This is a genomic window from Halonotius sp. GCM10025705, assembly GCF_042662885.1.
In the GTDB taxonomy this organism is placed as follows: Archaea; Halobacteriota; Halobacteria; order Halobacteriales; family Haloferacaceae; genus Halonotius; species Halonotius aquaticus.
The window spans coordinates 1,857,317-1,873,309 of sequence record NZ_JBHSZD010000001.1; the positions used below are offsets into that span (position 1 = coordinate 1,857,317).

The following is a 15,993-nucleotide window of genomic DNA, read 5'->3' on the forward strand; positions in this document are numbered from 1 at the left end:
ATGGCGACACAGGAGGGCTCCGGCGACCGGCTGAACTCGCTGTTGGCGTTTGTCTCCGACGTATTAGCCTCCTACAGTCGGCTGGATATGTCGCGGCGGCGGTATATGGTGCTCATCTTTCTGCCGACATTCAGCGTGTTTCTGTTGTCGATCGCGGCGGCGATCGTCCTTGAGATCCCGGTGACCGCGAAGATCCCGATCCCACTGCTCGGGTTGTTGGTGTGGGTGACTGGCCTGTTGTATCCGAAGCTCTACATCACTCAGAAGCGAACCGAGATCGAGGATAAGTTCCATCTGGCGATGACACATCTGACGGTGCTGTCAACCACAAACATCGACCGTGTCGAGGTATTTCGTCGGTTGGCAGCCGAAGACGAGTACGGTGCGCTGGCCGACGAGTTGGGTCAGATTGTCGGGCTTGTCGACACGTGGAATCAGAGTATCGACGACGCCTGTCGCCGACGGGCCAAGGAGGTGCCAAGCGAGGTGATGTCGGATCTCTATGAGCGACTGGCGTTTACGCTTGAGGCCGGCGAGGAACTCAAGGAGTTCATGCTCGATGAGCAGGATTTCATCATCGAGAACTACGAGACGATCTACGAGGGCCAACTGGCCAACCTCGAAGTGATGGAGGATCTCTACATCTCGATGATCCTCTCGATGACCTTCGGGCTCGTGTTCGCCATCGTCCTCCCGATCCTGACGGGCGTCAACCCGACGGTCACCGTCTCGGCAGTCATCGGGTTGTTCTTCCTCGTCCAGGTGGCGTTCTTCTTCGTCATCCGGAACATCGCGCCCTACGATCCAGTGTGGTACTTTCCGGAGCCGCGATTTATCGAGGACAAAGAGCTGTGGGCAGCGATCTTTATCGGCAGCCTCGGCTCGCTGTCGATCATCTTCTTCATGGGGCTTGGCTTTCTCGGCATCGGCCCCGGGATCGACGGCGTGCTCTTCTTCCTTGATACCGTCCCGCTGCCGCTGTATGTCTCGATCCCGGTGACGCCGCTGTTGATTACCGGGATTGTCATGCGCATGGAAGAAGAGCGGATCAAGGAACGCGACGAGCAGTACCCAAACTTTATTCGGTCGTTGGGGACAGCCGAAACCGCACAGCAGGCGACAACTGTCGAGGTATTGAAAACGCTCCGACAGAAGGACTTCGGTGGGCTGACACCGGTCATCAAGCGCCTCTACCGGCGACTCAGCATGCGGCTCAGCCCGGAGAACGCGTGGGGGACTTCTCACTGGAGGCCAAATCCTATCTGATCCAGAAATACAGCGAGATGTATCTCGTCGGTCGCCAGATGGGTGGGACGCCACAGGTGCTGGTGAGCTCATCAGCCAGAACATGAACACGATCAATCAACTCCGCGAGCAGCGTCGCCAAGAGACGGTGACACTGATCGGGCTGCTGTACGGGATCTCGGCGGCGGCCGTCTTCGCCTTCTTCATCGGCCTTGAGGTCGCCAACATCCTCGGGGAGTTCTCCGGGGCGTTGACGCTGGATCAAGCGGAGTTCGGCCAACTCATCTACACTCAGGCGTACAACGTCCCCGTCATCGAGTATCTGCTGTTGTTGGTTGTGTTGTTCAACGCCGCGCTGTCGTCGCTGATGATCCGGACGATCGACGGCGGCAACAAGGCAACCGCCTACGTTCACTTCGTGTTGTTGACGTGGCTCGGCGCGGGCGTGGCGATTTTTACCCGGCAGGTCGTCAGCAGCCTCCTGCAGATCCAACTCTGAGCCGACGCGCCGACCGACGCGTTTTATCAGTCAGCCGTCGAAGCCGAGGGTATGTCCGAGCCGTTTCCCGACTTTGAGGTGATCCCGGCGGTTGATGTACAGGACGGTGAGGTTGTCCAACTCGTCGCCGGTGAGCGTGGTACCGAAACGCGGTACGGCGATCCCGTCGACGCCGCCGAGGGATGGGTCGAGCGCGGCGCATCAACGCTGCATCTCGTCGATCTCGACGGTGCCTTCGAGGGCGAACGCGTCAACGCCGACGCCTTCGAGTCGATCATCGAGACCGCCTCGGTCGATCTCCAGATCGGCGGTGGGATTCGCACCGTCGACGATGCCGTTGAGCTGCTCGATCTTGGCGTCGACCGCGTGATACTGGGTACCGCCGCGGTCGAAACCCCCGAGATCGTCGCCGACATTTCGGATCACGAGCCAGGCTCGGTGATGGTCAGTCTTGACGCCAAAGGCGGCGAGGTTGTCGTCTCGGGGTGGACGGAGGGCACCGGCCTCGATCCGGCCGCGGCGGCCGGTCGGTACGAAGAGTTGGGCGCGGGCGCGATCTTGCTCACGGATGTCGATGTTGAGGGGCAACTCGCCGGCGTCAACACCGAACTCGTCGAGGGAGTCTGTGATGCTGTCGAGATCCCGGTCGTCGCCAGCGGTGGGGTGGCGACCATCGAGGATATCCGCGCGCTCCGCGAGGCGGGTGCAGCCGCGGTCGTCGTCGGCACCGCACTCTACGAGGGCGAGTTCACCCTCCAGGATGCGATGGCTGCGGTCGACCCTGACTGACGGGCGTCGCCGAGGGAAACCACCATAGGCCCCCACGCTCTGAAGACAACTATGAGCGATTCCTCAGCGAGCGACGCGGGCTCCCGCGCGGCGGCCGTCAGCCGCGAAACCGGCGAGACGACGATCGATCTCACCATCGATCTCGACGGCGACGGCGACAGCGAGATCGACACCGGGATCGGGTTTTTCGATCACATGCTGACCGCGCTGGCGACTCACGGCCTCATCGATCTCACGGTGCAGTGTGACGGCGACCTCGCGGTCGACGACCACCACACCGTCGAAGACGTGGCGATCACCCTCGGAGAGGCGCTCGACGAAGCCCTCGGTGACAAACGCGGGATCGTTCGGTACGCCGACCGTCGGGTGCCGCTTGACGAAGCCCTCGCCTCGGTCGTCGTCGACATCAGCGGGCGGCCGTACTTTGTCTTCGACGGCGAGTTCTCCCAGACCGATATCGGCGACTTTACCAGCGACATGGCGCGGCACTTCGTCGAGTCGGTGGCGATGAACGCCGGGCTGACCGTCTACGCGGATGTCGACGGCGACAACGCCCACCACGAGGTCGAAGCCCTGTTCAAAGCCTTCGCGCGCGCACTCGACGACGCGACCCGGATCGACGACCGCCGGACGGACACGCCGAGTACGAAAGGCCAGTTGTAGGGCGATGTTAGTAGAGAAGACTGGCAGATGCTGACAAAACCGGTGTGTCAATCCGAAATAAGATCGGACATCCGATCCGGTCGCAAATCAACTGATTCTGCTATTCCCATTCGCTCAATTTTCTCTGTTCAGTGCTTTTTCGGGCAGCTTCAGCACCTCTCACGTATTCAGGCACCCAGATGTTCTCAGCTGTTTCTGGTGGTGCATAGTTCGGAAAAAACGACCAGAGACGAGACTGCAACAGTGGAACCAGTAGAGCGATGAAAAGCAGACCACCTACCAACGTCCCTTCAGAAATTATGGATCTATACAGAGGAAGGAGAGAAAAGTATGTAAGCAGATACATCCCAACTATCGGTACTCCAAAAGCAATCAGTCGAATTATATGTTTCACACCAATCCGATTCGAGCACTTTTTGAATATTTCAACAATGTCGTTTTCCACGTCTCGAAGATCGCAGTTGAGAACGATCATAATCGAGTGTCTAAGAGCAACTGTCGTTTTTTTCGGATTCTCAGATGACCACCGTCTCCGAATATCAGTCTCATCACTTGATGATACAATAATGCGCCAATAAGACAAATGATGGCAGCTATCTGGAAAAAAGGTACGTGTTTACCCCGATGACGCAACAGCGGGTACGGCCTGAGCTCGGGAGATCATCTCGTTGTTTCGAGCGATTCGCTTGAACTCTTCGTAGGGATTGCGTCCCTGCTGGCGGCAGGTCGCCAGCAGGGACAGCAGCGTCTCATGCACGAACATGCCACGGTCGTTCCGGAGTGTTCCGATGAGTTTCCGGAGAACCACCGGCTCACGAAGCGCATTTTCAGCGGCGTTGTTCGTCGGGGAGACCGCTGGCTCACCGACGAAGGTGAGCCAGTGGTCGAGGCCGCCTTCTATCTTTCCGAGTAGTGTTGCCACTGGTCCGTCGGGTACTGACAGCTCTATCAGCGATTTAAGCTCCCCCGCGCCACACGATGGAGTTCTGCTCGCTCACGGACTGTCAAGTCGCTCTCCAGGCGAGTCTGGAGAGCGACGTATAGCTGTTTGAGGGAACGGTGGATCGGTTCGCCTTCTGTCTGTTTCTCGGCGGCGTCTTCAGCCTCCCGGAGAATGTGCGCCCAACACCGCTGGAGGTTGCTGCTGAAGGCCGGATACGCCGTCCAGCCATCACAGACGACCGTTCCCGAGAAGTCCTCGCCGAGGACTTCTTTGGGAACATCGCTTCCTCGACTCTCCCTGATCGCGTACAGCGTGTGGTTTTCGGTGGTGAACGTCCAGATCCACGCTTGTTCGCCGTCGCGTTTGATTCCGGTCTCGTCAACGTGGACAACGTCGGCTTGCTGTATCTGGTGACGGATCTGCTCGTACTCACAGCGACCGGCGCGCGCAGCGCGCTCGGTCGCGTGCCACGCGGCCGCGCCCGACAACTCCAGTCCATGGAGTTGCTCGAACCGGTCACCGATCTTCCGGTAGGGAAGACGATGATCGTACCGAGAGAGTGCTGCCTGTGCGATGACATTCACCCCGAACTGCCCCTCATCGGGGCAGTCGGGGTGTGAAGCAACGGTCTCAGTTCCACAGGAGTGGCACTCGTAGTGGTGCCGGTTGTACTGTGTGACTTCTGGCGGCTGTGGATCGGGAAGTTCCTCAACGAATCGGGGGCTGACGCCCGCCGACTCGTCAAATGTTCCACCACACTCTGGACAGCAGTCACAGGTGACCTCGATTTCTCGATCTGGATCAGGAGCGTCGCGCCATTCCGGTTTATGACCGGATTTTCGGCCAGGTGTACCGCCGTCGGTACGTGGTTGTTCGTCGTCCTCGTCACCGCCGGACGAGGACGACTCCTCTTCATCGGCTTGTTCCTTGCTCGGCGGTGTATGCGGCCCTTCGTACCATCGGATCTTGGCTCTGAGCCGCTTGTTCTCTTTACGGAGTTGCTGATTCTCTTGCTCAAGCTCTTCTTTCTCTTGCTCAAGTTCGTCAACGCGATTTTCGAGAGCAGTGATTCGCTTAAGCAGTTGCTCCACTTTCTCGTCAGTGACCATCACAACTCTCCTCGGCCAGTGCAGACGATACGGGACGGTCTCCCTGCCGGAGACCGTCCCTCGAAAAACGCTCTGTCGTCTGCATTGCTCTACTGTGAAGTCAGGAGCAACTTACGAGAGCGTGGCGAAATCGTTCTGGGGGTAAACACGTACGAAAAAAGAATCAGCACTGACGGTTGTGAAATACAAGTTCACCGTCTGTAGATTGGTTTCAGTAAGAAGGTAAGCATAGACGATTGTTGGAAGGTAAAGGAATGCGTAATCAGAATTTAGTGACTGAAATACCGGGTTAAATGACATTTTGTTTATTTATTGATCGATGAACTTCCACGGTTAGTAATCACTACTATTCACGAAATTGTTCTTTCCGCCATCGGTTTGAGGATACCAGCGAGGCTGTAAACAGCATCAAATTCAGAACGGCAGAAACACCCATACCGAGGTATCCGAGGATAGTGCTGGAAGCATTCAGTTTGTCTGCGTCGCGGAAGAATACAACAAAAATTGCAGCGGAGAGGAGACACCCATATAGTGGGTGAAATGGTATAATCGCCAATGATCCTATTAGCATAATTTTGTCAATCGGGTGGAGTGCGTTTCGTGCTTGGCGGATCATATTCCCTGAATTTCCGTTGATGCTGCCGTGCGCGTGTCGACCGGTACTCGCCCACTCGTGGATGAGGCGAGAGTTGTTTTCTATTGAACGTGCGACCCACACTGTGCCAGCCCAAGACCAACGAGCCGTTACGCACAGAAGCCACCAACTCAACAAGCCTGTCCTACTCATCACTTGCCAAATCGTTAGACGGTTGACTCCGGTTGATGATGCTAATCTGCTTTTCATGCTCAAGATGACTATTCACTGGAACTTAATCTTCGGGAAAGTAATGTGAAAGTAAAACCATCTACTAACTAACGATCCAGTCGCCGTCATCTACTGCGAATCCTCCAGACTCGCTGAAAAACGGTGAATTTCGTTTTGCGAAGACTAATGTGTCGTACCAAAACTAGATATTCACACACCCAGATAATATATGATGAATTTATATAGATCAATATCGCACTTTCTCACCGTGTCTGTTTAATTGCCCGTGAGACCCCAAGAGGGAAGCAGGTCGCCTGTGACGGTTTCGCTATGTTCGACGAAATCATGGAAAAGTTCGAGGGCAGCCCGAGCCAGCAGGCGGTGATCCGGCTGCTCCTCGAACGTGGGTTTTCGGTCAACGAGGAGGGTCGCGTCGTCTCCGGCGGCATCGAGATCCCCTTTACCGGGATCGCCCGCGAGATCGATGTTGACCGCCGGGTCGTCGATTCGACGACCGACGCGATCCGCGATGACCCCGAACTCCAGCGCATCTTCGCAAACATCGGCGCGATCCCGAGTTTGCGGGATCTTGCACCCGTCTTGGATCTGACCGTGTTGACGGTCGAAGTCGCCGCCGCCGACGAATCCGGCATCGTCGCCGCGGTCACCGACCGGATCGCCGAGGCCGACATCTCGATCCGGCAGGTCATCAGCGAGGATCCGGAGTTCACCGACGAGCCGAAGCTCTACATTATTACCGACGAGTCGATTCCGGGTGAGGTGCTGGTGTCGATCCGCGACCTCCCGTTCGTCCGGCGGGTCGAGTTCTGAGATGGAACGCGTCGAGCGAGCCGTCCGGATCGTCGCGGTACAGGCCGCGTTGCTGACGGCCGCGCTGCACCTGCTGTGGGCGCTCCCGCGGCTGTCGCCTGCGATGCTCACCGAATCAGTCGCCGACAGCCGACCGTTTCTCTTTGTGCCCGCTGCCGTCCTCCTGATTGCGGTTGCGGTCGCCGTGTTCCGTGGCTATCGCTACCGCCGGCTCAGCTCACTCGGCGGCGGTACCCTCGCCGCCTTGCTCGTCGGCTATCCGCTGTATCACGGCGGGGACGCAGCCGACGCGTTGGCGACCGAGCCGCTGGCGGTGGCGGCGGTTGCGGTCGAAGCCGTCGGCGTCGTTGCCTTCGCCGGGCTCTACTACGTCCATCATCCTGATCGACTGGGGTTAGCGGCGACTGATGCCGCTGACAACGACAGCGACAGCGAGGGCGACGACGCCGTCGATGCCGACGCCAGCAGCGACAACTGACCAGTATCGCTTAAGCCGTCCGCCGGCCAACCGCCTCGTGTGCCTGGATCCTTTCGGACAGTCGCCGAACGCGCGGAGGCCAGCTTCGAGGTCAGCGGCTCGGAGTTCATCGGCTACGTCGCGCCTGTCGAGACGGTCGACGCCGCCGAAGCAGTCATCGAGGAGGTCGAAGCCGACCACCCGGAGGCGACACACGTCGTGCCCGCCTATCGTGTGCCGGCTGGGACTGCTTCGGCCGGCCAACCGGGATCGGTGATGCTGCGGGAGTGGGCCAGCGACGACGGCGAGCCCAGCGGCTCTGCCGGCGACCCCGCGCTCAACGTCCTCGTCCAACAAGAGATTCGCAACGTTGTCGCCGCGGTCGTCCGGTACTACGGTGGGACGAACCTCGGCGTCGGCGGGTTGGCGCGAGCGTATTCGCGGGGAGTCAAGGAAGCCGTTGCGGCGGCTGGGATCGTCGAAGATGTTCCACACGAGCGATTTGAGGCGACCGTTGAGTACGACGATTCGGGAACAGTGCGCGGGATTCTGGAATCCGAGAGCGTCGAGTTCGATGCCAGCTACGAAGAAGCGGTCGAGTTCGTCGTTCGGGTGCCGGTCGCAGAGGCCAGCGACCTGCGGGAACGACTGCGAGACGCGACGAGTGGACGAGTCAGTATCGACGACTCCTGAGCAAGCGGCTTACACTGTCCCGAACGCCCGATCACCGGCGTCGCCCAACCCCGGTACGATGAAGCCGTCGTCGTCGAGTTCGTCGTCGATGGCGACGGTCAACACGTCGGCTTCGGGGACGCTTTCGCTGACCCGCAGGACGCCCTCCGGAGCCGACACCGCTGATAGGGCGATCAGATCCTCGAACCCATCAGCAGCGTCGATCACGTGATCGAGGACAGCACACATCGTCGATCCCGTCGCCAGCATCGGGTCGGCGACGATGACGGTGTCGTCGGCTGTAATCTCGGGGAGTTTGACGTAGTCAACCGTAATCGGGAACTCCCCGTCGTCGTTCATCCCCGCCGCCTCATCGCGGCTGGCAGAGATAACGCCCTGTCTGGCCTGCGGGAACGCCTTCATCAGCCCCTCGACAAACGGTGTGGCTGCCCGGAGGACGGTGACGATGACAACATCGTCGAGCCCGGTGACACGTTCGCCGGTGGTGTCAGCCAGCGGTGTCTGGATCGGAACAAACTCGGTGTCCATCGCGCCGTCGATGATCTCATAGCCACAGACCCGCCCAAGTTCGATCAACCCCTCCCGGAAGGCGACCTGCTCGGTATCGACCGACCGCAGCGTCGACAGCGTATCCTTCGCCAAGGCGTGGGTAACCAGATATGCGTCCTCGCGCTGTTCGATTGGCATATGTGAGCAGGAGACAGCGATGGTAAAAACAGCCCCGATGGCGCGGCGGGCGGTAGCGACGTTTATGTATCGGGACAGCATTAGTATGGCGTAGCAGATGGAAGAGAGCATCTCGGGGTTCAAGATCAACGGCGCGTGGGACGATGTGGTCGAACACGGCGAGCGCATCACCCAAGCCCTCCGACAGGAAGATATCGAGGACGCCGCCGATGAGATTCGAGCAGCCTTCGAGGAGTGGGACGAGTGGCGACCCAAAGCCCACGAACAGCTCAACACGGATGTCAACGAGAAGACAGCCGATCAGGCCAGCGTCGCCGAAGGCAAAGGTGAAAAAGCGGGCAAGGCCGCCAGCGACGACGTGAAAAAGGCCGGCGAGAAGCTCTCGGAGTCCTACAAACGGATGGAAAACGGCGACGACGAGGGGGCTGTCGAAAACTGGCAGGACTCCATCGGTTACGTCACCAGAGCAGCCGACTCGGTCGGCCGGAAAGCGATTCGCACCGTCGAAAACACGGTCTACCAGAACGTGATGACACAGCTGTCGCCGTACTACTTCGACAACGAACTCGTCAGCGCGAACATCAAACAACAGGGACGCGGTGACGACGACGAGCAGTTCGTCTTCGAGGTCAACATCAACGACGACGAGTTGAAAACGGCAGTCTCCGAACGCCTCGGCGAGTACGAGGATACGATCGATCGCTGGCACGTCACAACCGAGAAAGAAACCGATATCGCCGAGGCCGCTGAAGGGGTCGAAGCCCCGGAGCCCGCAAGCGACGATACCCAATCGACGACGAACTGAGCGACGCGCAAGCCACCGACCCCACAAACGCATGGACGCGACACGCACCATCGACTCCGGCGAGCTATCGGCCGACGAGGTCATCGACGCCCTTCATGACGGCCAGCGACTCCAGGTGAGCGTCGAGCTACTCGACCAACAACACCAGATCACCCTCCGGTATGACGGTGAGACCTACTACTGTGAGACGCCGACCCGGCTGCACAAACACAGCGACGAGGCCGCAATGCGAGCGTGCATCGAGGAGCGCGGCTACGCCGCAGCCCCCGAGGAGTCGGCGTAGTTTTAGGGCCCGGCTACCGACATCAGTTATATGAGTTCCACGCCGACACCCGACGATCTCGCCGAGGACAGCGATCTTGATTTCACCCACCTGTTGTCCTGTGTGTTTGGCATTCGGGATCACGAACGACGGACGTATCTCGCCTTGCATGACCACCCCGGCAGCACCGTCGAGGAGTTGGCGGCTGTCCTCGATCGGGATCGGAGCAATGTCAACCGGTCGCTGTCGACTCTCCAAGGAAAGGGACTACTCGAACGGGAGCGACGCCTGCTTGATTCGGGCGGCTACGTCTATCAGTACACCGCCGTCGAGCTTGAGGAGGCCAGAGCGATGCTGCATGCGGCCCTCGATGAGTGGGTAGAGTCTGTTCACGACGAGATCGACCAGTTTGGAGCCCGCGCCGAGCCATAACCGACCGGCTTTTTACCGCGCCGCGACCATACGCACGTAATGAGTCTTGAGCTGTCCGCGCCGCCACAGTCGGAGCCGGCGTGTGCCGACGACGGCGTCTGGTTGGAATGTATCGACTGCGGCGAGCAGTTTGCACCCTTCGAGGAGATCCACTACACCTGTGCGGACTGTGATAGCCTCCTTGAGGTTCGCTACGCCGACGCGCCGACCTTTGAGGATTTCGAGGGCAGCGGCGTCTGGCGATACAACGCGGCACTTCCCTTTGAGGAAGGTGTGACACTCCCAGAAGGCGATACGCCGCTGCACGAGGTGCCACGGCTCCGCGAGGAGATCGGCGTCGACAGCCTCCGGATCAAACACGAGGGAATGAACCCAACCGGCGCGTTCAAGGATCGCGGAATGACTGTCGGCGTCGCCGTCGCCAAGGAACTCGGTGTCGGGCGGCTGGCCTGTGCCTCGACCGGCAACACCAGCGCGGCACTGGCTGCCTACGGGGCCCGTGGCGACATGGAAACGCTTGTGTTGCTCCCGAAAGGGAAGGTTGCCGCCGGCAAGATCGCTCAAGCCAGCCTCCACGGCGCGCGCATTCTTGAAGTCGACGGCAACTTCGACAGTTGCCTCGATATCGTCCAAGAACTCGCTGGCCTCGGTGAGGTCTACCTGCTCAACTCGCTGAACCCCTTCCGGCTTGAAGGCCAGAAGACCATCGGCTTCGAGATCCTCGAAGAACATTACCAGGACTACGGCGAGTACCCCGACCGGATTGTCCTCCCGGTTGGCAACGCCGGCAACACCGCCGCCCTCTACAAGGCGTTCCGCGAACTCGTTGCGAGTGGCGCGCTTGACGAAAGCGAGGTGCCGACACTCACCGGCGTCCAAGCCGAGGGCGCGGCCCCAATGGTCGAGGCCGTCCGAAACGGTCGCGACGAGGTCGAACGGTGGGATGAGGTCGAAACCCGGGCGACCGCGATCCGCATCGGCAACCCGGTCAACGCGCCGAAAGCCCTGCCGGGGATCTACAACACCGGCGGCACCGCTGTCGCCGTCAGCGACGACGAGATCACCGAGGCTCAACGGCAACTCGCCAGTGCGGGGATCGGCGTCGAACCCGCCTCCGCGGCCTCCTCGCCGGGCTCCGCAAGCTCCGGGCGAGCGGCGAGATCGGGGCCGACGAATCGGTTGTCTGTCTCACGACCGGCCACCTGCTGAAAGACCCTGACGCCGCCTTCGAGGCTGGCGGCGACCCCGAACCGGTGCCAAACGACACCGATGCGGTGTTGGAGCATATCAACGAGGGTGATGGTACTGTGGCCGGACGCCTGGCACAGCAACTCTCGAAGGTAGCCGACTCGTCGGCGCTACCGGCCATCGTTGGTGGAGGGCTTGGACTCGCCTATCTTGGCTATCGAGCTCTGCGATCGAATGACAACTAGTATCGGCTAACAGCGGCCTGCTGGCGGCGTCTTATTTTTCCGCTATCGTCTGCGATGCATACCTTCACTCGCAGTATCATTTTTGAGTTCGTATCGGCAAAACGGCGTTCGTGCGCGGCTTAGGTGTCAATATATTAGAACTCCAGTTATTAGAATTGAAAACTCGTGAGTCAGCTATATACCTATCCTCGTTTTTATTTCGCATGTCGTCTGACCCGTTCCGGGCAGGCGTACTAATACCATGTTCGACACAGACGATCGAGGTCAGGTGGGGATCGGGACACTCATCGTGTTCATCGCGATGGTTCTGGTCGCAGCGATTGCGGCTGGTGTCCTGATCAACACTGCAGGCCTCTTGCAGGCACAAGCACAGCAAACCGGCGAAGAGACGACCGCTGAGGTCAGCGATATCGTCCAAGTCGGAGAAATCGTTGGAATCGCCAACAGCACTGACGAAAATATCGACAGTGTAAACGTATCAATGCGGTTGGCGTCTGGCTCTGATCCAATCAATCTTAGTCAGATGTCCTACACGATCTCAAGTCCCACTGGGGAAGCAACAGTTCTGAGTGGAGAGAATTCAAGCAGCTACCTTACGTTCGATCAAAAACAATCGCTTGAGAATAACGCTCTCGTCCTCGAGGATCAAGAGGATCTGATGGTCGTTTCGTTCGATCTCAACGCTGCCCCTGGGATCAGCCCGCTTGATGAAGACGAGCAATACTCGATCATCGCACAGGCACCAGCAGGTGGCCAGACCTACAAACAGGTCAGCACACCGCGAAACATCGATAACGATAGCTCATACATCCTGAGCTAAATCGACTACCGACTGCTTTTTTATTACCATCGAAACCGCAGCCTAGCGTGAGTAGCTCCTGAAACGTCTGTAGAATCATCGTTATACAAATAGACTGACGGATCGAAGACTATCGAGCAAGCCGTAACCTTGTTGCGTAATTCCACTAGTAACTGATATCTTGTTACTTAGTTAAGCTGATGTTTCTAAGTTATCCAACCAGGTTAGTTCTTCTTTCTGCTGGCTGTAATATTCTCTGCTGATAGGCAATCAGCCAATTTGGTTCGAATTATGCAGCAGAGTCGAACAAGCTGTTATTATTCGTCGTCCAGCGTGATCGCCGTGATATCAGTTATCCGCTCGTCGGCGAGTAGTTGGTCGACGACAGCATCCGGCACATCGACATCCAAATTGTAGACGGTGAGTGCTTCGCCGCCGATGGTCTCGCGAGCGTTGAACATGCCGGCGATGTTGATATCGTTGTCGCCGAGGACACCGCCGATGAAGCCGATGACACCGGGGGCGTCTTTGTTGCGTGCAACGACCATGTGACCCGACGGGATGGCGTCGACGCGGTAGCCGTCGATACGGACAATCCGTGGATCATCGCCCGCAAACAGCGTCCCCGAGACGGTCAGTTCCTCCTCGCCGTCCTCGACGGTGACGCTGACGAGACTCTGGAAGTCCTCGGTCTGCCGCGTTTTCGACTCGGTCACGTCGATCCCACGATCCTCCGCGAGTTGTGGGGCGTTGACTGAGTTAACCTGCCATTCCAGCGGCGTGAAGACGCCTTTCAGCGCGCTGGCGGTAACGAGGTCAACGTCTTCCTCGGCGATGTCGCCCTCGTAGCTGACTTCAACCGATTCGATGCGCTCGCCAAGGAGGTTGGCAGCGATCTTGCCGGCGGTTTCGGTGAGCCCGAGATATGGTTTGATCCGCGGGAAGGCGGTCTCATCGACTGACGGCGCGTTCAGGGCGTTGAGGACGGGCTCCTCGTTGAACGCGGCGATCACCTGGTCGGCGGTATCGACGGCGACGTTTTCCTGGGCGGCCTCGGTCGACGCACCGAGATGCGGGGTGACGACGATCTCGTCGACATCCAACAGCGGCGAGTCCTCGCTAACGGGTTCCTCAGCGAACACGTCGAGGGCCGCGCCGGCCATCGGGCCATTGTCGACAGCCTCGGCGAGGGCGGCCTCGTCGACGATCCCGCCACGGGCACAATTAATGAGAAACCCGTCGTCCAGCAGTTCGAGTTCGTCGCTGCCGATCATGTTCTCCGTCTCGGGTAGCAGCGGCGTGTGAATCGTCACGAAGTCGGAGACCTCCAGACACTCATCGAGGTCGTCGATGAGTTCCGCGCCGAACTGGTCGGCGCGCTCTTGGGAGATATAGGGATCGAACACGACGAGATCCATGCCGAGGCTGTCGAGGCGTTTGGCGACCTCCTGGCCGACGCGACCGAGCCCGACGATGCCGAGCGTCTTGTTGTTGACCTCGTAGCCGAGGTAGTCTGATTTCGCCCACTCGCCGTCCTTGAGGCGGGTGTGGGCCTGCGGAATCCAGCGGGCGGCGGCGAAGGCCATCGCCACCGTGTGTTCGGCCGCCGCGCGGACGTTGCCCTGTGGCGCGTTGGCGACGATGACGCCGTGGTCGGTGGCGGCGTCGATGTCGATGTTGTCGACGCCGATCCCGGCGCGGCCGACGATAACGAGGTCGTCGGCTGCCTCGAAGACCGCCTCGCTCACATCGGTGCCCGAGCGGACGATCAGGGCGTTGGCATCGGCGACCGCATCCAGTAGTGCGTCGCCGTCGATTTCATACTCGGTCTGCACCTCGTGGCCGGCTTCACGCAACCGATCGAGTCCCGCGTCGTCGATCGGATCCGTGACGAGTACCTTCATACCGAATCGATCCCGTGGCGCGGGGTAAAGCGTTTCCACTTCGGCGCGTAGCCCGCGAGAGCTGTTGGCACACCGCCGAAGCCGACCGATTACTTATTGCCGGCATCGATGCCATCGTCCGGCCACGGTGCCTCGTCGGCGTCGGCGATGAGTTGTTCCTTTTCGCTTCGGCGGAGCTGTTTGATCTCGTACTCACGGCTCATCGCGGTGGATTTCGAGTCGAACGCAGCGAGATAGACACACCTGACCGGTGTTCGACCACGGGTGTATTTTGCGCCGTCGCCGGCGTTGTGCTCGGCGAGCCGGCGTTGTGGGTCGGTCGTATACCCGGTATAGTAGCTGTCGTCGGCACACCGGAGGATGTAGACGTAGTGATCGGCGTCGAGCGTGGTCATTGTTGTGGTAGTTGCTCCGGTGGTGGCCGTAGGTGTCGAGAGGGAGCCTGTGGGTGGCTAATTCCAGTCGGCGGCCGTCAGCACAGTCCTATTCGCACCGTATATAAACCCACCGTCTCCGGAGATCGATGGGGTGGCGATTCGGTGCACACAGCACTCAAGCCGACCGGATCGACGGGCGAGCGTGTCGGGACATGGTAATCCTTATTATGGAGGCTGGGGTACGAGGCACTGCATGGCAGATCTTATCGTCAAAGCAGCGGTCAAAGAGGCCCTGAGCGACAAGAACGTAGCTTCTGATTTCTACGACGCACTCGATGCGGAAGTCGAGGAGCTACTCGAAGACGCAGCCCGACGTGCCGAGGATAACGATCGGAAGACGGTGCAGCCGCGCGACCTCTAAGTCGGCACTCGTTGTTCCTGTTTTTTTAGTACCGAGGAGTGACATCGCTCTCCGAGAGTTCAGTACGTCGTCGTCGAGACGCCGTCAGCCCGACCGACAGAGACAGTTGTCGCACACTCGATGAACAACCCGTGTTCGACGACGCCCGTTACCGCCGAGAGTTGTGTCGCCAACGACGCGGGATCGGAAATCGTTCCAAAGTCGACATCGCAGACGAGATTCCCGTTGTCGGTGACGACCGGGCCGTCCTTGTTGGCCGCATCGCGGAGCGTCGGCTCCCCGCCAAGTGAGCGGACGGCATCGGCGACGACCGTGTGGGCATCCGGTAGCACTTCGAGTGGCACCGGGTGATCGAGGGCGTCGGTGAGCTTTGTCTCGTCGACGACGAGGTGGACGGTGTCAGCCGCGCTGGCAACGAGCTTTTCGCGGCTGTGAGCCGCGCCGCCACCTTTGATACAGCTGCCAGTATCGCGGACGAACTGATCGGCCCCGTCGATAGCGATATCGATCCCGTCGATCTCATCAAGGCTACAGAGCGGAATACCACAGTCGATGGCGCGTTGGCGAGCCCCGAAGGAAGTCGGGACGCCGACGATATCGCAGCCATCGTCGACAGCGTCGCCCAGTGCCTCGATGGCATAGGCGGCGGTACTCCCGGTTCCGAGGCCGACAACCATCCCCGACTCAACGGTGTCGGCTGCGGCCTCGCCGGCACGGCGTTTTGCGGCGTCGCTGCCGCCAGTCGATTTCATGCCCGAGGGTGTCTCACGGAGAGACATACAGCTATCGGAGGCAGTCGATGTCGCTGTACGGCCGCGGCCAGATCAGCGATCCCGATG

At 59.5% G+C, this 15,993-nt stretch carries 14 protein-coding genes and 3 pseudogenes; 12 read left to right on the forward strand and 5 right to left on the reverse strand.

Annotated elements, in window-relative coordinates; translation table 11 throughout:
- The 3 genes and pseudogenes from flaJ (at position 1) to hisB (ending at position 3,196) form a co-directional block, all read left to right on the forward strand.
- Positions 1-1,744 (forward strand): annotated as a pseudogene (gene flaJ, locus ACFQJB_RS10440) (archaellar assembly protein FlaJ).
- Positions 1,745-1,795: 51 nt separating this feature from the next.
- The gene (hisA, locus tag ACFQJB_RS10445; RefSeq protein ID WP_379726970.1) at positions 1,796-2,533 is read left to right on the forward strand and encodes a 1-(5-phosphoribosyl)-5-[(5-phosphoribosylamino)methylideneamino]imidazole-4-carboxamide isomerase; all 738 of its coding nucleotides are present in this window, start codon (positions 1,796-1,798) and stop codon (positions 2,531-2,533) included.
- 51 nt (positions 2,534-2,584) lie between these two features.
- The gene (gene hisB / locus ACFQJB_RS10450; protein ID WP_379726973.1) at positions 2,585-3,196 is read left to right on the forward strand and encodes an imidazoleglycerol-phosphate dehydratase HisB; all 612 of its coding nucleotides are present in this window, start codon (positions 2,585-2,587) and stop codon (positions 3,194-3,196) included.
- A gap of 616 nt (positions 3,197-3,812) precedes the next feature.
- Here hisB and tnpC read toward each other — a convergent pair.
- A pseudogene (gene tnpC / locus ACFQJB_RS10455) lies at positions 3,813-5,248 on the reverse strand (IS66 family transposase).
- A 1,135-nt stretch (positions 5,249-6,383) separates the two neighbouring features.
- On the opposite strand from tnpC, the gene ACFQJB_RS10460 reads away from it, so the two are divergent.
- The 3 genes from ACFQJB_RS10460 to ACFQJB_RS10470 are packed head-to-tail and all read left to right on the forward strand — an operon-like array spanning position 6,384 to position 8,034.
- Complete coding sequence (locus tag ACFQJB_RS10460) at positions 6,384-6,884, forward strand: amino acid-binding protein (RefSeq protein ID WP_379726975.1); 501 nt, start codon at positions 6,384-6,386, stop codon at positions 6,882-6,884.
- Between the two features lies 1 nt (position 6,885).
- On the forward strand, positions 6,886-7,362 hold the full coding sequence (locus tag ACFQJB_RS10465) for a hypothetical protein (protein ID WP_379726978.1): 477 nt from the start codon (positions 6,886-6,888) through the stop codon (positions 7,360-7,362).
- Between the two features lie 39 nt (positions 7,363-7,401).
- The gene (locus ACFQJB_RS10470; RefSeq protein WP_379726981.1) at positions 7,402-8,034 is read left to right on the forward strand and encodes an IMPACT family protein; all 633 of its coding nucleotides are present in this window, start codon (positions 7,402-7,404) and stop codon (positions 8,032-8,034) included.
- Between the two features lie 9 nt (positions 8,035-8,043).
- Here the strand turns inward: ACFQJB_RS10470 and upp are convergent, their stop codons facing one another.
- Positions 8,044-8,721, reverse strand: a complete 678-nt coding sequence (gene upp, locus ACFQJB_RS10475) for a uracil phosphoribosyltransferase (protein ID WP_379726983.1) — start codon at positions 8,719-8,721, stop codon at positions 8,044-8,046.
- Between the two features lie 97 nt (positions 8,722-8,818).
- Between upp and ACFQJB_RS10480 the strand changes: the two genes are divergently transcribed.
- The 5 genes and pseudogenes from ACFQJB_RS10480 (at position 8,819) to ACFQJB_RS10500 (ending at position 12,473) form a co-directional block, all read left to right on the forward strand.
- Positions 8,819-9,526 (forward strand): DUF5828 family protein, encoded by a 708-nt coding sequence (locus ACFQJB_RS10480; protein WP_379726986.1) that lies wholly within the window; start codon positions 8,819-8,821, stop codon positions 9,524-9,526.
- 31 nt (positions 9,527-9,557) lie between these two features.
- Positions 9,558-9,809: a hypothetical protein gene (locus tag ACFQJB_RS10485; RefSeq protein ID WP_379726989.1), complete on the forward strand. Its 252-nt coding sequence runs from the start codon at positions 9,558-9,560 to the stop codon at positions 9,807-9,809.
- A 30-nt stretch (positions 9,810-9,839) separates the two neighbouring features.
- Entirely contained in the window at positions 9,840-10,220 is a 381-nt protein-coding gene (locus ACFQJB_RS10490) for a helix-turn-helix domain-containing protein (protein WP_120103536.1), read from the forward strand.
- Between the two features lie 39 nt (positions 10,221-10,259).
- Positions 10,260-11,653, forward strand: a pseudogene (thrC, locus tag ACFQJB_RS10495) (threonine synthase).
- A gap of 241 nt (positions 11,654-11,894) precedes the next feature.
- Positions 11,895-12,473, forward strand: a complete 579-nt coding sequence (locus ACFQJB_RS10500; RefSeq protein ID WP_379726992.1) for an archaellin/type IV pilin N-terminal domain-containing protein — start codon at positions 11,895-11,897, stop codon at positions 12,471-12,473.
- A 296-nt stretch (positions 12,474-12,769) separates the two neighbouring features.
- On the opposite strand, the gene serA is transcribed toward ACFQJB_RS10500, so the two are convergent.
- Positions 12,770-14,356 (reverse strand): phosphoglycerate dehydrogenase, encoded by a 1,587-nt coding sequence (gene serA, locus ACFQJB_RS10505; RefSeq protein ID WP_379726995.1) that lies wholly within the window; start codon positions 14,354-14,356, stop codon positions 12,770-12,772.
- Between the two features lie 89 nt (positions 14,357-14,445).
- Positions 14,446-14,751, reverse strand: a complete 306-nt coding sequence (locus tag ACFQJB_RS10510; protein ID WP_379726998.1) for a GIY-YIG nuclease family protein — start codon at positions 14,749-14,751, stop codon at positions 14,446-14,448.
- A gap of 235 nt (positions 14,752-14,986) precedes the next feature.
- Between ACFQJB_RS10510 and ACFQJB_RS10515 the strand changes: the two genes are divergently transcribed.
- Complete coding sequence (locus tag ACFQJB_RS10515) at positions 14,987-15,154, forward strand: DUF1931 family protein (RefSeq protein ID WP_021041298.1); 168 nt, start codon at positions 14,987-14,989, stop codon at positions 15,152-15,154.
- Between the two features lie 59 nt (positions 15,155-15,213).
- Here the strand turns inward: ACFQJB_RS10515 and rpiA are convergent, their stop codons facing one another.
- Entirely contained in the window at positions 15,214-15,906 is a 693-nt protein-coding gene (rpiA, locus tag ACFQJB_RS10520) for a ribose-5-phosphate isomerase RpiA (protein WP_379727002.1), read from the reverse strand.
- Between the last annotated feature and the right edge of the window lie 87 nt (positions 15,907-15,993).

Excerpts from the sequence above, each read along its gene's own strand:
- hisA (WP_379726970.1), top strand. The coding sequence starts at position 1,796 with ATGTCCGAGCCGTTTCCCGACTTTGAGGTGATCCCGGCGGTTGATGTA.
- hisB (WP_379726973.1), top strand. The coding sequence starts at position 2,585 with ATGAGCGATTCCTCAGCGAGCGACGCGGGCTCCCGCGCGGCGGCCGTC.
- ACFQJB_RS10460 (WP_379726975.1), top strand. The coding sequence starts at position 6,384 with ATGTTCGACGAAATCATGGAAAAGTTCGAGGGCAGCCCGAGCCAGCAG.
- ACFQJB_RS10465 (WP_379726978.1), top strand. The coding sequence starts at position 6,886 with ATGGAACGCGTCGAGCGAGCCGTCCGGATCGTCGCGGTACAGGCCGCG.
- upp (WP_379726983.1), bottom strand. The coding sequence starts at position 8,721 with ATGCCAATCGAACAGCGCGAGGACGCATATCTGGTTACCCACGCCTTG.
- ACFQJB_RS10480 (WP_379726986.1), top strand. The coding sequence starts at position 8,819 with ATGGAAGAGAGCATCTCGGGGTTCAAGATCAACGGCGCGTGGGACGAT.
- ACFQJB_RS10485 (WP_379726989.1), top strand. The coding sequence starts at position 9,558 with ATGGACGCGACACGCACCATCGACTCCGGCGAGCTATCGGCCGACGAG.
- ACFQJB_RS10490 (WP_120103536.1), top strand. The coding sequence starts at position 9,840 with ATGAGTTCCACGCCGACACCCGACGATCTCGCCGAGGACAGCGATCTT.
- ACFQJB_RS10500 (WP_379726992.1), top strand. The coding sequence starts at position 11,895 with ATGTTCGACACAGACGATCGAGGTCAGGTGGGGATCGGGACACTCATC.
- serA (WP_379726995.1), bottom strand. The coding sequence starts at position 14,356 with ATGAAGGTACTCGTCACGGATCCGATCGACGACGCGGGACTCGATCGG.
- ACFQJB_RS10510 (WP_379726998.1), bottom strand. The coding sequence starts at position 14,751 with ATGACCACGCTCGACGCCGATCACTACGTCTACATCCTCCGGTGTGCC.
- ACFQJB_RS10515 (WP_021041298.1), top strand. The coding sequence starts at position 14,987 with ATGGCAGATCTTATCGTCAAAGCAGCGGTCAAAGAGGCCCTGAGCGAC.
- rpiA (WP_379727002.1), bottom strand. The coding sequence starts at position 15,906 with ATGAAATCGACTGGCGGCAGCGACGCCGCAAAACGCCGTGCCGGCGAG.